Raw genomic sequence first — 14,091 nt, 5'->3', positions numbered from 1 at the left:
TCCGCGCATCCGATCCGGGGAGGGACGGAACCATGATTCGCACGATTTTGGCGGTGATCGTCGGCCTGCTGGCGGCGATGGCGACCATGCACTTGTTCGAGTTCGGCTCGGCCCGCCTGCATCCGTTCGCGCCCGGCACCGATCCGCGCGATCCGGTCGCGCTGGCCGCGCACGTGGCGGCCGCGCCGTTCTCGGCCATGGCCCTGGTTGTGGCCGGCTGGGTCGTGGGCGCTTTCGATGGCGGCCTGGTCGCGGCGCTGATCGCGCGCCGCCACCGCCGCGGCGCCGCGCTTACGGTCGGCGCCCTGATCGTCGCCAGCGTGATCGCGGTGTCGATGATGTTCGCGCATCCGCTGTGGATGACCGTCGCCGGACTGCTGTTGCCTTTGCCGGCCAGCTGGCTCGGCGCCTTTTTGATCGCAAGACCTGAACGGGCGACCGCATGAAACAAGTGTTCTACGGCTTCGGCGTCTTCGTCGTCGCCTTCCTGATCGGCGCCGGCCTCGCCCGCTTCGGCGCGCCCGGCGACGACACCGCCATGCTGATCGGCGGCGGCATGCTCGCGGTCGGCCTGGTGCTCGGCTACAAGGCGCTGGAAGCGGTTGCGCTGCTGTTCGCGCCGGTCGTACTCGCGCGCATGGCGGTGCGCTGGGCCGCCACCGGCAGCCCCGTCCCTCGCGACCAGCGCGGCGAGCGCGGGGTGTGGCTGGCGCGGCTGATCTTCATCCCCTTGTACGGGGCGTATTCGCTGGTCACCGGCGCCATCGTCGGCGCGTTCCCGGGCGGCTACGGCGTGTTCCTCAGCGGGCTGCTGTACGGCGTGGTCGGGCTGGTCTTCGCCGGCCTCGCCATCGGCGTGGTGCTGAAATGGTTCGGCGAGAACTGAGCGCCGTCGGCTCGACATCCGGACCACAAGCTTCCAAAACGACGAAGCCCCGGCCGCGAACGGCCGGGGCTAGTTGTTGGCGACGATGGGCCGGGCTTACTTCTCCAGCTTGAACTCGCCGTATTCCTTGAGCTGGCCCTCGACCGCCTTGTAATCGCCGACCACGACGATCGACTGGTCCTTGGAGGCGTAGTACTTCTTCGCCATCGCCTGGACCTGCTCGGCGCTGATCGCGCGGATCTTCGGCACGTACTCGCCGAGGAATTCCGGCGGCAGACCGTACAGCCAATTACTCGCCAACGAGGCCGCGACCGAGCTCTGCAGCTGGTTGCCGATCAGATAACCGCCGGCGACGTAGCGCTTGGTGTCTTCGAGCTCCTGCGCCGGCACCGGGTAGTCGTTGATGCGGCCGAATTCGTAGATGAATTCGCCGATCGCCTTGCCGGTGACTTCGTTGCGGACGTCGGCCGAGGCCTGGATGCTGCCGCCGTCGCGCAAGGCGTTGAGGCCGCCGCGCGCGCCGTAGGTATAGCCCTTGTCTTCGCGCAGGTTCTGCATCAGGCGGCTGCTGAAACCGCCGCCGAGCACGATGCCGGCCAACTGCGCCGGCAGGTAGTCGGCATCGGTCGCGGCGATCGCCGGACGCCCCAGGCGCACCGCCGACTGCACGCTGCCGTCGCGCTGCACGAAGATGCGCTGCGGGTCGGCGCTGGCGCGCGCCGGTGCGGTGTCGGCGATGGCTTCGCCGCTGGCCTTCCACTGGCCGAAGGCGGCTTCGGCGAGCTTGAAGCCCTCCTCCGCGCCGATCCGGCCGGTGACGATCAACAAGGCGCGGTCCGGGCGGAAACGGCGCACGTGTTCGGCGCGCACTTTCTCGGCGGTGACCGCGCCGATCGCCGCTTCGGTGGGCTGGCTGCGTGCGTAAGGGTGATCGCCGTAGGTCGCCTTCAGCAAGGCACGCGTGGCCTTAAAGCTCGGCTGCGCCTGCGACACCTTCAAGCCTTGCAGGGCGTTGGCCTGGGCGAGCTTGACCTCGGCATCGGGGAAGTTCGCCTGCTGCGCCACTTCCGACAGCAGCCGGATCATCGGCTCGGCTTGCGAGGGCAAGGCGTTGGCGCTGAGCAGCACACCGTCGTTGAGGGCGTTGGCGCCGATCGCGCCGCCGTAGCCCTGCGCGGCCTCGGCGATCGCCTTGGCGTTGCGCTTGGCCGTGCCCTGGGTCAGCAGGCCGGCATACAACGAAGCGAAGCCCGAGGCGTCGGGGCCGTCGCTGGCATAGCCGGCGCTGCGCACGGCGAGGGCGTAATCGACGCGCGGCAGGCCCTTGCGCGGCACCACCCAGACTTGCAGGCCGTTGGCGAGGGTCTTCTGGGCGATCTGCGGCACCGGCAGGGCCTTGTCGGCGGCCAGCGGCGGCAGTTGCTGGGGCAGCTTGGCGGCGGGGCCGGCGACAGCGGTGCCGACCGCGCAGACCAGGGCCAACGAGGTCGACAGGGCGAGCAGATTGTTATGGATTCTCATGTCGTCTCCTCCTCAGTTCGTCGCCGACGGCGCGGCCGCGCCGGGCTTCGCGGCCGGCGCCGCCATCGCGACCGGCTTGCGGTCGATTACGGTGCGGTTGGCGCGGGTCAGATAGGTCTTGGCGACGCGCTGCAGATCGGCCGAGGTCACGCCTTCGATCCAGCCGGGGATCTTGTTGACCACGTTGGCGTCGCCCCACAGGGTCTGCATGCGCGCGACGGTGTCGGCGCGTTCGATGTAGCTTTCCAGGCCGTTGTACCAATCGGCGAGCATGTGGGTCTTGACCCGCTTCAGAGTGACCGCATCGACGCCGTCGCGGGCGACCTTCGCCACTTCCTCGTCGATCGCGGCGAGCACCGCATCGGCGTTGGTGTCGGGCTTGTACAACGCAAACAGGGTGAACAAGGTCGGGCCGTTATAGGTCCAGGGGTCGGTCAGGCCGTACAGCGCGTCGATGTTGAGCGCGATCTGGCGCTGCTTGACCAGGCCCTGGTACAGGCGCGAGGCCTCGTCGCCGGCGAGCAGGCTGCCGAGCACCGCCATCGGCGCGTGGTCGCGGCTGCCGCGGGTCGGCATCTTCCAGGCCGCGGCGATCGCCGGCACCTGCGCCAGCGCATCGGTCTGCTCGATGCGCTTCTCCTTGGTGTTGAGGCCCTCGGCGAAATCCGGCGGCGGCGGGGTCGGACGCCCCGGGATCGCGCCGAAATACTTGTCGGCGAGCTTGAAGGCGTCTTCCGGGGTGATGTCGCCGGCGATGCCGAGCACGGCGTTGTTGGGGCCGTAGTAGTCGCGGTGGAAGGAGCGCACGTCCTCGAGGCTGGCGTTCTCCAGATCCTGGAAGCTGCCGTAGCCGTCGTGGTTGTTCTCCCACTTCTGGAATGCGTGCTGGCCGATGTCGATCCACATGAAGCCGCCGTAGGGCTGGTTCTTCACGTTGACCCGGATCTCTTCCTTGACCACGTCTTGCTGGTTCTTCAGCGTGGTCGGGTTGAAGTCCAGGGTCTTCATGCGGTCGGCTTCGAGCCACAGGATGCGGTCGAGTGCCGAGACCGGCGCGACTTCGATGTAATTGGTGAAATCGGCGCGGGTAGACCCGTTGTTGCGTCCGCCGCCGCCGCTGATGACCTGGTCGAACACGCCCTTCGGCGCGACCGGCGTGCCCTGGAACATCAAGTGCTCGAACAGGTGGGCGAAGCCGGTGCGGTTCTTCGGCTCCAGCCGCATGCCGACGTGATAGACCACGCTGACGCCGACGGTCGGCGAGCTGTGGTCTTGCGAGACGACCACGGTCAATCCGTTGTCGAGTTTCTTGACTGCGACCGGCAACTGCCAGCGATCGCTCTCGGCCGCGTGCGCAGTGGCGAACGCGGCGGTCGTGATCGTGGTCAGACCGGCCAGCAGCACGCAGAGGTGAGGCTTGCGCATGGGAATCTCCCTGTCCTGTCGAATGAGTCCGTCGGCCGTCGCGGGACCGCTGCTGCGACGCGCCAAAGGCTCCGGCACCCTAACCCGGGAAGGGCCCGCCGATACGGGTCGAAAGTCACGTAGGGGGATCGACGGCGCTGGTCGTTGCGGGGCGAATCGCCGACACTGTGCGGCCCGCGCCCCTGCTCCGCCGAACCCCCGCCGATGCCGTATACGCCTATCGTGGCCACCCTGGGCTACGTGATTTCGCCCGATGGCCGCCAAGTCCTGATGGTCCACCGCAACGCGCGCCCCGACGACCATCAGCTGGGCAAGTACAACGGCCTGGGCGGCAAGCTCGAAGCCGACGAGGACGTGGTCGCCGGCATGCGCCGCGAGATCTTCGAGGAAGCCGGGATCGACTGCACCGCGATGAACCTGCGCGGCACCATCAGCTGGCCCGGCTTCGGCAAGCACGGCGAGGACTGGCTGGGCTTCGTCTTCACCATCACCGCCTTCGAGGGCACGCCGTTCGCGAGCAATGCCGAAGGCGCGCTGGACTGGGTGCCGATCGAGCGCCTGCACGAACTGCCGATGTGGGAAGGCGACCGCGAGTTCCTGCCGCTGGTGTTCGACGCCGACCCGCGCCCCTTCCACGGCGTGATGCCTTATCGCGACGGGCGCATGCAGTCATGGAAGTTCTCGCGGATTTGAGGGCGGCCGGTCCCCCTCAAGCGCCGTCGAGCCGCCGCTCGATCTCGTGCCACGGCACTTCCCAGACCTTGCCGTGCTCCGGCCAGCACTCCACCTGCGCGGGCAGCTCGCCCTGTGGGCTCTTATCGAAGGGCTCGCCATCGAACTCGAACGAAAACACGTGCGCCGAAACCGGCGCGCGGCGCAGCGTCGCGCGGCGGCTGGGGGTCATCGGGCTGCTCAAGGGATCGCCATCGTCCATGGCGATGCGCAGACTGTCGTAGTCGTAGACTGCCAGGCAACGACCGGCATCGATCTTGAGCAGGTAGACCAGGCCGCCGCCGTGCTCGGGCTCGGCCAGCGACTTGCATTCGCTGAACTCGTAGTGCTCCTCGTTCACCGTCCCCGCCCGCATATCGGCCCGATAACGCTCGCGGGACACGCCACGCGTGCGGCTCAGCCTGCGGCCGTGGCGCCAGGCGTACACCGCGCAGCCCAGCGCGATCGCGACTGCACAAACCAGAATCGCGAAGGAAGCGTAGTCGTCGACCCAGGCCCCGGCGCCGAACAACCTCCGCGCCACCCAGCCCGCGCCCATGATGAGCAAGGCCATCGCCAAGCTCAGCGACGCCGTCGCGACCACCCAGCTCTCGAACGCGGTCTTGACCGGTGTGGGCCCAGCCCGGCTCAGCGACGCCAGCTCGCTCAGTTCCGCGTCCGTCATCGGCCGCGATACGATTTCCACCGACATCCGCTCCTCCTGAGACGCCTTGTCCGGCGCTGGTCCTCGAACGCTTGCCGTCGACGCTCAGCCTGCGCTGCGTGCGCCGACCACATATTCCATGTTCACCGCATGCGGTGCGCTCTCGGCGAAACCGTACTTGGCGTAGAGATGCCGGGCGTCGCCGTCGGCGACCAGGGTCGCGAACGCGGAAGGCTCGGCGTTGGCGCGCAACCAGGCGTCGAGCGCGTCGAGGATGCGCCGGCCCAATCCGCGCCCTTGCAGGTCCGGCGTCACCGCGATGTCGACCACGCTGTAGAAACAACCGCCGTCGCCGATGATGCGGCCCATGCCGACCACCTGCCCTTCGCGCAATAGACTCACGCCGTACAAGGTGTTCGGCAGGCCGCGCGCCGCTGCTTGCGGCGTGCGCGGCGACATGCCGGCGAGGATGCGCAAGCCGCAGTAGTCCTCGACCTGCGGGAAGATTTCGACCAGTTCGATCGCGGGTAATTCGAAGGTCATGCCGACCTCCTTCGCTGTGCAGGCCGCCAGTATCTTCGATCCGGCCGACGAACGCGCCGGCTTATCCGCCGACCCGCACCGAGCCTTTGCCGTCTTCCTGCTCGAACACGAAGCTGAAGGCCAGGCTCACCGCGACCGCTTCTTCGCGGCCGCTGACGCAGCCCTGCTCGTCGATCGGCCGTGCACCGGGATAGACGCAGCGGAACGCCGGGTCGAAGCGCCACTGCGCCACCGCATTGCGCGCGGCTTCGACGAACCGCGGGTCGGTCTGGGCCGGGCGCGGGCAACCGCTGGCGGCATCGTCGATCGGCTGGCTGTCCATGACCTTGCCGTCCTCGCCGATGGCCACGCGCAGGCAGATGGTTTGCGGCGGCAAGCGCTGGGCCAGCAACACCGGCGGATACAGCGGATTGGGATTGCCGTATTCGGCCAGGGGCATCTGGAAGGTTTCGTTGTCGGCCAGTTGCATGCGCTCGCTGGCCGGCATCAGCTTGTCGATCGAGCGCACGCCGACCTGGCCGCTGCGGCCGGTCTGTTCGGCCTCGGGCGGGTTCGGGTGCGTCGCGCACGCCGCCAGCAGGCTCGAAGCCAACAGCAGCGACGGCCACCGGAACGCGCTCGCGAACCCCAGGGCCGCTACCGCTCCGCCTACACGCTTGTTTCGACGCCTCGCACCCTGCATGGCCTTCGTCCTCGCTCAGGCTTTGCTTTCTTCCTCGATCCCGACATTGGTCGGTGCCGCGTCGTAGACCGCCTTGTCGAGCAGGCCGGTCTCCTTGGCCACCAGCACCGGCACCAGCATCTGCCCGGTCACGTTGGTCATGGTCCGCATCATGTCGAGCACACGGTCGATCGCATACAGATAGCCGATGGTCTCCAGCGGCAGGCCGGCGGCGCTGAGCACCACGGTGGCCATGATCACCGCCGTGCCGGGCACGCCGGCGGTGCCGAAGCTGCCGAGCACCGAGGCGATCATGACGATGAAGTACTGGTCGGCGGTCAGCGGCGTGCCGGTGTACTGGGCGATGAACACCGCGCACAGCGCTGGATAGATCGCGCCGCAGCCGTCCATCTTGATGCTGGCGCCCAGCGGCGAGGCGAACGCCGCATAGTCTTTATTGACGCCGAGGTTGTGGGTGATCGAACGCATCGCCACCGGCATCGCGGCGAAGCTCGACGAACTCACGAACGCCACTTGCATGCCGGGCGCGGCGCCGCGGAAGAACTTCAAGGGGTTCAGCCCGTGCGCGAGCAGCAGGCCGCTGTAGACCACGACGATGTGCAGGGCGCAGGCCAGGTACAGGGCGAACACGAAATTGCCCAGCGGCAGCAGCTTCTCGAAACCGTAGGCGCCGACCAGCGCGGCGATCAGGCCGAAGGTGCCGATCGGGGTGACTTCGAGCACGAAGCGGGTGACCTGGATCATCAGGTCGCTGGTCTCGCCGACCAGCTTGCGCACCCCGGCGACCTTCTCGCCTAGCTTGACCATCGCGAAGCCGAGCAGGCCGGCGAAGAAGATCACCGGCAGGATCGAACCCTTGCCGGCCGCGAGCACGGTCTCGCCGGCGGCGTTCTTGGTCGCGCCGATGCCGGTCAGGGCGTAGAACGGGTTGCTCGGCACCACGTCGAGCAGCACCTTGGTCACGCTGGGCACGTCGCGCGGCTTGTAGCCGCTGTCGATCGCCAGCCCCATCACGCCGCTGCCGGGCTGCAGCACGGTGCCGACCGCCAGGCCGATGCCGACGGCGAGGACCGCGGTGACCGCGAACCACAGGAAGGTGCGTCCGCCGAGCGCGGCGATCGACTTCTGCCCGTGCAGCGAGGCGACCGCGTTGATCACCGCGAAGAACACCAGCGGCACCGCGATCATCTTGATCAGGGTGACGTAAAGATCGCCGAGCGGGCCGAACCAGGTTTCGGCCGCGGGCCCGAAGGCCCAGCCGGCGAGCGCACCGAGCACGAAGCCGCCGACCACGCGCTGCCAGAACGGAATGCGGAACCACGCGGAGAGCAAGGCGGTCATGACGGACTATCCAGAAGATTCGTCGGAAGACTCCGGCCGGACCAGCCCGGCGCGGAGCGAGCGGCACACCATAAACAGGTTCGATACGCCGCCGGCAAACCCTAGCGCATAAGCCGGCAACGAAATTTCATGAAGAGCGACCGCTTCGGCAAAACAGCGCGACGCAGTCCGCGCTTTCATGCTCGGGCCTTCGCCGGCGGCGTGCGCGAAGCCTCGGCGCGGCGTCCGCGCGCAGGCGCCTTGGCCACCGGCTTCGGCGCAGGTTTGGCCGACGGCTTCCTGGCCGGCTGCGAGCCGCCGGCACCGGCCAGGATCGCCCGCAGCAGGCCGGGGAAACGCCGTTCGAGATCGTCGCAGCGCAGGGTGTTGAGATACTGCGTTCCGGATTTGACCGTGTTGACCAGGCCGGCCGAACGCAGCACGTCGAAGTGCCGCGACAAGGTCGCGCGCGGCAGGTCTTCGCCGATGCAGGCGCCGACGCAGGACACCGGATGGTCGCGGCTCAACGAACGGACGATGCCCAGGCGCACCGGATCGGCCAGCGCGTACAGCACGGCGGTCATCTCGATGTCGTCGATGGCGGGGTGATGCAGGGGTCTCATGGCGACAGCTTGCAACAAGCCGAGGCCTGCTGCTATGGTTTCCATAGTTCCGAATATCGGAACAACAGAATAACACATCGTCCTCCCCCACTCGGACATCCATCGTGAGCACGCTTTCCAGCAACCCCCTGCACGGCAAGACCGCGTTCGTGACCGGCGCCAGCCGCGGCATCGGCCGCGCCATCGCCCTGCGCCTGGCCCGCGACGGCGCCCATGTCGCGATCAACTACGGCGCCTCGCGCGACGAAGCCGAGGCGGTGGCCGCCGAGATCCGCGCCCTCGGCGTGCAGTCGGTCGCCATCGGCGCCGACCTGGGCTCGGTCGCCTCGATCGTCCAGGCCTATGTCGAACTCGATCGTTTCCTGCTCGACGCCAACGGCCGGCCCGGCTTCGACATCCTGGTCAACAACGCCGGCGTCGCCGTGGCCGCCACACCGGCCGACACCACCGAGGCGCAGTTCGACCACCTGTTCGACGTCAACGTCAAAGGCGTGTTCTTCGCCATCCAGCAGGCCGCGCCGCGCCTCAACGAAGGCGGCCGCATCGTCAACATCTCCTCGCTGTCGACCCGCGTCGCCACCCCGGGCCTGGCCGCCTACGCCGCCAGCAAGGGCGCGCTGGAAACCCTGACCCTGCAGCTCGCGCCCGAGTTCGCCGCGCGCGGCATTACCGTCAACAACGTCTCGCCCGGCGCCATCGAAACGGTCATGAACACTTTCCTGCAGGACGAGGCCGGCCGCGCGGCGATTTTGCAGAGCCAGGCGATCGGGCGAGTGGGCCAACCGGAAGACATCGCCGATGCGGTAGCCTTCGTCGCCTCGCACGACGGCCGATGGCTCACCGGCACCACGCTCGATGCCAGCGGCGGCAGTCATTTGTAAGCCGAGATTCGAGATTCGGGATTGGGGATTCGTCGAGCACCGGTGCTCGCAGTGCGTCCCTGATCCCACGCTCTTGCCTCTCCCAATCCCGAATCCCCACTCCCTAATCACGGCACCATGAACAAACCCCTGTTCTCTCTCCTGCTCGGCGCCTTCGCGCTCGGCTCGGCCGAATTCGGCACGGTCGGGCTGATTCCGTCGCTGAGCCATCAACTGCACCGCAGCAGCGACGAGCTCGGGTGGCTGGTGGCGATCTACGCCATCGGCGTGACCATCGGCGCGCCGCTGCTGACCCGCTTGCTGCAACGCTACGACGCCCGCCTGACCCTGGCGGTGTCGATGGCCCTGGCCGGCGTGTTGACCGTGCTCGCTTCGGCCAGCGAGCACTTCGGCCTGCTGCTGGTCGCGCGGCTGTTGCTCGGCGCCAACCACGGCCTGTTCTTCTCGCTGGCGATGCCGCTGGCCGGCAAGCTCAGCCCACGCTCGACCATCGAGGGCATGTCCCAGGTGGTGTCCGGCCTGACCATCGCCATCGTGTTGAGCATTCCGATCATGGGATTCGTCAGCGATCACTACCACTGGCAAGCGACGTTCTGGCTGCTCGGCGCGAGCTATTTCATCGCCGCGGCGGCGATGTGGCGCTGGATTCCGGCGCGCGCCGGCGCCCGCGAGGCCGCTGCGCAGCAGGTCGGTTTCGTCGAAGTGATCTCCAACCCGCGCGTGCTGTCGGCGCTGATGAAGATCGTGCTGCTGTTCGGCGGTTACTTCATCGCCTACACCTATCTGCCCAAGCTCATCATCGATTCGCTCGGCTACAGCCAGGACACCGCCAACCTGCTGCTGTTGCTGTTCGGCATCGGCGTGGTGCTGGGCAACCACGTCGGCGGTATCGCCGCCGCGCGTTTTGGCGTATCGCGCACGATCGGCTTCAACTACGCCTTGATCGCGGCGCTGTTCCTCGCGATCTATTTCCTGATCGGCCTGCCCTCGGTGGCCTACGCCGGCATCCTGGTGCTTGGTTTGTTCGCGATGAGCGCGACGCCGTCGCTCGGCCACTACGGCATCGAAGTGTCGCGCCGGCTGATCCCGGGTTCGGCCGAGATCGCCTCCAGCCTGACCGTGTCCGGCTACAACATCGGCATCGCCCTGGGTTCGCTGATCGGCGGCATGGTGCTGCGCCAGGTCGGCCTCAACCAGATCCTGGTGGTCGCCGCGTTCGTGATCGGGCTCGGGTTGGTGGTGAATTTCCTCGAGCACCGCTCGGACCTGCGGCTGGGACAGGCTATTTGAAGCTAGAAGTGAGTGGGTAGGAGTGAGGAGTGAGCGAAGGCAACGGCGTTGCTCCGGCCCTTACTCACTCCTCACTCCTCACTCCTCACTCCTCACTCCTCGCTCCTGCTTACCCGCCTCCCCGCTCCCGCCTGTTCCCGCAAAGCGACGCCCGGGTGCCAGCGCCGCGCCTTCACAGACCCGGGGCATAATCGCCGGCTAGTCATCCCAAGCCGGCCGTCCATGTCCAAGCTGCGTTCCGCTTCCGTCCTTCTCGTTCCCGCGCTGCTCAGCGCCTGCGCCGCATCGGCGCCCACGCGCGCCGATGCGCCCGCGGCACACGGCGTCGCCATCGACGTCCCCGCGATCCAGCATCCGCAGGGCGAGACGCCGGCCTGGTGGTATCGCGACGGCGCCGCCCAGGCCGCGCAACGCGGCGCCAGCGGCGGCAAGGCCAAGAACGTCATCCTGTTCGTCGGCGACGGCATGAGCCTGACCACGGTCGCCGCCGCGCGCATCCTCGCCGGCCAGCTCAAGGGCGCGCCGGGCGAAGAGAACCGCTTGAGTTGGGAACGCTTCCCCGCGACCGCGCTCAGCAAAACCTACAACACCGATTCGCAGACGCCGGACTCGGCCGGCACCATGAGCGCGATGGCGACCGGGGTGAAGACCCGCGCCGGCGTGCTGAGCATCGGCCAACAGGCCGCGCGTGGCGATTGCGCCGGCGCGCTGGCGGCGCCGATGCTGACCCTGTGGGAGCTCGCCGCGAGCAGCGGCCTGGCGACCGGCGTGGTCACCACCACCCGCGTTACCCATGCCACGCCCGGCGCGACCTTCAGCCATTCGGCCGATCGCAACTGGGAAAACGACATGGACCTGCCGGAGAAGGCCAAGGCCGAAGGCTGCGCCGACATCGCCCGGCAGATGATCGAATCGCCCTACGGCACCGGCCCGGACGTGTTGCTCGGCGGCGGCCGCGGCAATTTCATGACCGTCGAACAGCGCGACCCCGAGTACGACGACAAGGTCGGCCAGCGCCTCGACGGCCGCGACCTGATCGCGACCTGGAAGCAGCGCCACCCCGGCGGCAGCTATGTCTGGAACGCCAAGCAATTCGCCGCGGCGCCGAAGGACCAGCCGCTGTTCGGCCTGTTCGAGCCCGACCACATGCAGTTCTCGCACGACCGCCCGCAGGACGGCGCCGGCGAACCCTCGCTGGCGGAGATGACCACCGCGGCGATCGAACGCCTCAAGCGCATCAAGGGCGACAAGGGCTTCGTGCTGTTGGTCGAAGGCGGACGCATCGACCACGCCCATCACCTCGGCAACGCCTACCGCGCCCTCACCGACACCATCGCCCTGAGCGAAGCGGTGGAGGCTGCCAACCAGGCGACTTCGGCCGACGACACCTTGATCCTGGTCACCGCCGACCACTCGCATACCTTGAGCTTCGTCGGCTACCCGGTGCGCGGCAACCCGATGCTCGGCAAGGTGCGCGGCAGCAGCGGCGAAGAAGGCGACCCGGGCGACTACGCCCGCGACGCGCTCGGCATGCCCTACACCACCCTCAGCTACAGCAACGGCCCCGGCTACGTCGGCGCCAGCGCGCAGCAACCAGAAGGTCCGCACCGTTATCCCCACACCGTCAGCGGCACGCAGATGGCCGAGAAGGGCCGCCCGGACCTGAGCAAGGTCGACACCGCGCATCCGGACTACATGCAGGAAGCGCTGGTGCCGACCAACGCCGAGACCCATGGCGGCGACGACGTCGGCATCTGGGCGCGCGGCCCCGGCAGCGACGCCGTGCGCGGCAGCGTCGAGCAGAACACGATCTACCACTTCATGCTGCAGAGCATGCCGAAGCTGCGCGCGGCGTTGTGCGCGAAGGGCGATTGCGACGCGAACGCGATTCCGCTGGCGCTGCCGAAAGCGGACGATTTCAAGAGCCGCTGAAGCATTCGCGTTAGAGCAAATCCCCCCTGCCCCCCTTTTCCAAAGGGGGGGAACAGCAAAAGCAAGGGCTGAACGTAGGCCCGAACACTCTCTGCCATCGCAGACTCCCATCGCCCCCTTTGAAGAAGGGAGCGAGCGCCCGACCTGAGCACGAAGCCCGATGCAAGTTTCGGCGCGGGGGATTTGCCCTTCGGCGCACTGGCGAACAACAAAACGGCGACCTGCCAGCAGGTCGCCGTTTTCGTTACCAGGTCGCCAGCGTCGGCCCGACCACGATTCCCGCTTTTACGAATCCCGCTTTTACGAATCCCGATTCCCGAATCCCCATTCCCGGCTCAAAACGGCTTAGCCAACACCAGCCAGACGATCGCGATCAGGGCGAACACCGGGATCTCGTTGAAGATGCGCAAGTTGCGCGAGGACGGCAGCGCGCGCCCCTGATCGACACCCTTGAGCCAGCGGCCGGTGACGATGTAATAAGCCAGCATCACAGCGACCACGGTCAGCTTGGCGTGCAGCCAGCCGCCGCTCATGTGGAACACGAACCACAGCACGCCGCCCAGGATCGCGGCGACGCCGAACATGATGTGGCCGAAGCGGTACAGGCGCCGCCCCATCAGCACCAATCGGGCGCTCACCGCCGGCTCGTCGCCTGCTTCGGCCAGGTTGACCAGGATCCGCGGCAGGTAGAACACCGAGCCCATCCAGGCCATGACGAACACGAGATGGAAGGTTTTGGTCCACAGATAGGCATTCATGCGCGGGCGTCCTGAAGTCGGCTGGCGGTGTCGGCGGGCGGAACCGATGAAACCATCATCGAATACAACGCAGGCGCGCGCCGCGCCCTGTCCGCCGGCCGGGCGCGATAGGATGCCACGCTCCGCGCAACGCCGATGATCCCATGAGCAAACAGTACGACCGCGACTACTTCCAGCGCTGGTACCGCGACCCGGCCCTCAAGGACCAGGCCATCGGCGGCAGCGCCCGCCTGGCGCGCAAGGTCACGCTGGCCGTGGCCACCGCCGAGTACCACCTGGAGCGCCCGCTGCGCAGCGTGCTCGACATCGGCTGCGGCGAAGGGCCGTGGCGGGCGCCGCTGTTGAAGCTGCGGCCGCGCGCGAGCTATCTGGGTTTCGACAGCAGCGAGTACGCGATCGGCCGCTACGGCCGCAGTCGCAACCTGCATCTGGCGCGCTTCGGCGACTTCGAGTTCCTGCGCCCCTGCGCCCCGGTCGACCTGCTGATCTGCAGCGACGTGTTGCACTACCTGGACACCCGCGAACTCGACCGCGGCCTGTCCGGTCTGGCCGAACTCTGCGGCGGCGTCGCCTTCCTGGAGACCTTCAGCCGCGAGGACGGCATCGAAGGCGACACGGTCGGCTTCAAGCGCCGCCCGGCCAGGTTCTATCGCGAACGCTTCGCCGCCCAGGGCTTCGCCAGCCTGGGCTCGCACCTGTGGCTGGCGCCGGAGTTGCGCGGCGGCACCGCGGCATTGGAAACCGCCGAGTAAGCCCACAAACCGCGACGCCGCGGCGTCTCAGCGCATCCTGGAACGCGGGTCGCACTCGCTAAGGCCATTCACGCGACCGCCGTCCCAATCCGCTATGCTGCGG

At 67.9% G+C, this 14,091-nt stretch carries 15 protein-coding genes; 7 read left to right on the top strand and 8 right to left on the bottom strand.

Features of this window, described 5'->3' with window-relative positions; genetic code table 11:
• Positions 1-32: 32 nt before the first annotated feature.
• Positions 33-446 (top strand): hypothetical protein, encoded by a 414-nt coding sequence (locus LC490_RS13225; RefSeq protein WP_223620435.1) that lies wholly within the window; start codon positions 33-35, stop codon positions 444-446.
• Positions 443-886 carry a hypothetical protein gene (locus LC490_RS13220; protein WP_223620434.1) on the top strand — a complete coding sequence of 148 codons (444 nt, stop codon included), beginning with the start codon at positions 443-445 and terminating at the stop codon, positions 884-886. Before LC490_RS13225 ends, LC490_RS13220 begins: the two co-directional genes overlap by 4 nt.
• A 96-nt stretch (positions 887-982) precedes the next feature.
• Here the strand turns inward: LC490_RS13220 and LC490_RS13215 are convergent, their stop codons facing one another.
• Together LC490_RS13215 and LC490_RS13210 are read right to left on the bottom strand one after the other, a co-directional pair.
• Positions 983-2,407: a pitrilysin family protein gene (locus LC490_RS13215; protein ID WP_152566300.1), complete on the bottom strand. Its 1,425-nt coding sequence runs from the start codon at positions 2,405-2,407 to the stop codon at positions 983-985.
• 12 nt (positions 2,408-2,419) lie between these two features.
• Positions 2,420-3,832, bottom strand: a complete 1,413-nt coding sequence (locus LC490_RS13210) for a pitrilysin family protein (RefSeq protein ID WP_223620433.1) — start codon at positions 3,830-3,832, stop codon at positions 2,420-2,422.
• Positions 3,833-4,036: 204 nt separating this feature from the next.
• On the opposite strand from LC490_RS13210, the gene LC490_RS13205 reads away from it, so the two are divergent.
• Positions 4,037-4,525, top strand: a complete 489-nt coding sequence (locus tag LC490_RS13205) for an 8-oxo-dGTP diphosphatase (RefSeq protein WP_223620432.1) — start codon at positions 4,037-4,039, stop codon at positions 4,523-4,525.
• 16 nt (positions 4,526-4,541) lie between these two features.
• Here LC490_RS13205 and LC490_RS13200 read toward each other — a convergent pair whose 3' ends face one another.
• The 5 genes from LC490_RS13200 to LC490_RS13180 all read right to left on the bottom strand — a co-directional run bounded on the left by LC490_RS13200 (position 4,542) and on the right by LC490_RS13180 (position 8,375).
• Positions 4,542-5,255 (bottom strand): hypothetical protein, encoded by a 714-nt coding sequence (locus LC490_RS13200; RefSeq protein WP_223620431.1) that lies wholly within the window; start codon positions 5,253-5,255, stop codon positions 4,542-4,544.
• Between the two features lie 57 nt (positions 5,256-5,312).
• Complete coding sequence (locus tag LC490_RS13195) at positions 5,313-5,750, bottom strand: GNAT family N-acetyltransferase (RefSeq protein ID WP_223620430.1); 438 nt, start codon at positions 5,748-5,750, stop codon at positions 5,313-5,315.
• A gap of 61 nt (positions 5,751-5,811) precedes the next feature.
• Positions 5,812-6,342 carry an energy transducer TonB gene (locus LC490_RS13190; protein ID WP_223620429.1) on the bottom strand — a complete coding sequence of 177 codons (531 nt, stop codon included), beginning with the start codon at positions 6,340-6,342 and terminating at the stop codon, positions 5,812-5,814.
• A 105-nt stretch (positions 6,343-6,447) separates the two neighbouring features.
• Positions 6,448-7,773: a dicarboxylate/amino acid:cation symporter gene (locus LC490_RS13185; RefSeq protein WP_031372907.1), complete on the bottom strand. Its 1,326-nt coding sequence runs from the start codon at positions 7,771-7,773 to the stop codon at positions 6,448-6,450.
• A 176-nt stretch (positions 7,774-7,949) separates the two neighbouring features.
• Positions 7,950-8,375, bottom strand: coding sequence for a helix-turn-helix domain-containing protein (locus LC490_RS13180; protein WP_223620428.1), 426 nt, complete (start codon positions 8,373-8,375; stop codon positions 7,950-7,952).
• 104 nt (positions 8,376-8,479) lie between these two features.
• Here LC490_RS13180 and LC490_RS13175 point away from each other — a divergent pair, with 104 nt between their 5' ends.
• The 3 genes from LC490_RS13175 to LC490_RS13165 all read left to right on the top strand — a co-directional run bounded on the left by LC490_RS13175 (position 8,480) and on the right by LC490_RS13165 (position 12,478).
• Positions 8,480-9,256 (top strand): SDR family oxidoreductase, encoded by a 777-nt coding sequence (locus LC490_RS13175; protein ID WP_223620427.1) that lies wholly within the window; start codon positions 8,480-8,482, stop codon positions 9,254-9,256.
• Positions 9,257-9,373: 117 nt separating this feature from the next.
• On the top strand, positions 9,374-10,546 hold the full coding sequence (locus tag LC490_RS13170; protein WP_223620426.1) for an MFS transporter: 1,173 nt from the start codon (positions 9,374-9,376) through the stop codon (positions 10,544-10,546).
• Between the two features lie 222 nt (positions 10,547-10,768).
• Positions 10,769-12,478, top strand: coding sequence for an alkaline phosphatase (locus tag LC490_RS13165; protein ID WP_223620425.1), 1,710 nt, complete (start codon positions 10,769-10,771; stop codon positions 12,476-12,478).
• A 335-nt stretch (positions 12,479-12,813) separates the two neighbouring features.
• Here the strand turns inward: LC490_RS13165 and LC490_RS13160 are convergent, their stop codons facing one another.
• Entirely contained in the window at positions 12,814-13,236 is a 423-nt protein-coding gene (locus LC490_RS13160; RefSeq protein ID WP_223620424.1) for a CopD family protein, read from the bottom strand.
• A 143-nt stretch (positions 13,237-13,379) separates the two neighbouring features.
• Here LC490_RS13160 and LC490_RS13155 point away from each other — a divergent pair, with 143 nt between their 5' ends.
• The gene (locus LC490_RS13155; RefSeq protein WP_223620423.1) at positions 13,380-13,988 is read left to right on the top strand and encodes a class I SAM-dependent methyltransferase; all 609 of its coding nucleotides are present in this window, start codon (positions 13,380-13,382) and stop codon (positions 13,986-13,988) included.
• The last annotated feature ends 103 nt before the right edge of the window (positions 13,989-14,091 follow it).

This window comes from Lysobacter sp. ESA13C (assembly GCF_019970005.1).
GTDB classification, from domain to species: Bacteria; Pseudomonadota; Gammaproteobacteria; order Xanthomonadales; family Xanthomonadaceae; genus Lysobacter; species Lysobacter antibioticus_B.
This window is presented reverse-complemented; position numbering and strand designations above follow the sequence as displayed.

Bases quoted from the DNA above. Each gene is read 5' to 3' on its own strand.
- LC490_RS13225 (WP_223620435.1), top strand. From the start codon at position 33: ATGATTCGCACGATTTTGGCGGTGATCGTCGGCCTGCTGGCGGCGATG.
- LC490_RS13220 (WP_223620434.1), top strand. From the start codon at position 443: ATGAAACAAGTGTTCTACGGCTTCGGCGTCTTCGTCGTCGCCTTCCTG.
- LC490_RS13215 (WP_152566300.1), bottom strand. From the start codon at position 2,407: ATGAGAATCCATAACAATCTGCTCGCCCTGTCGACCTCGTTGGCCCTG.
- LC490_RS13210 (WP_223620433.1), bottom strand. From the start codon at position 3,832: ATGCGCAAGCCTCACCTCTGCGTGCTGCTGGCCGGTCTGACCACGATC.
- LC490_RS13205 (WP_223620432.1), top strand. From the start codon at position 4,037: ATGCCGTATACGCCTATCGTGGCCACCCTGGGCTACGTGATTTCGCCC.
- LC490_RS13200 (WP_223620431.1), bottom strand. From the start codon at position 5,255: ATGTCGGTGGAAATCGTATCGCGGCCGATGACGGACGCGGAACTGAGC.
- LC490_RS13195 (WP_223620430.1), bottom strand. From the start codon at position 5,750: ATGACCTTCGAATTACCCGCGATCGAACTGGTCGAAATCTTCCCGCAG.
- LC490_RS13185 (WP_031372907.1), bottom strand. From the start codon at position 7,773: ATGACCGCCTTGCTCTCCGCGTGGTTCCGCATTCCGTTCTGGCAGCGC.
- LC490_RS13180 (WP_223620428.1), bottom strand. From the start codon at position 8,375: ATGAGACCCCTGCATCACCCCGCCATCGACGACATCGAGATGACCGCC.
- LC490_RS13170 (WP_223620426.1), top strand. From the start codon at position 9,374: ATGAACAAACCCCTGTTCTCTCTCCTGCTCGGCGCCTTCGCGCTCGGC.
- LC490_RS13165 (WP_223620425.1), top strand. From the start codon at position 10,769: ATGTCCAAGCTGCGTTCCGCTTCCGTCCTTCTCGTTCCCGCGCTGCTC.
- LC490_RS13160 (WP_223620424.1), bottom strand. From the start codon at position 13,236: ATGAATGCCTATCTGTGGACCAAAACCTTCCATCTCGTGTTCGTCATG.
- LC490_RS13155 (WP_223620423.1), top strand. From the start codon at position 13,380: ATGAGCAAACAGTACGACCGCGACTACTTCCAGCGCTGGTACCGCGAC.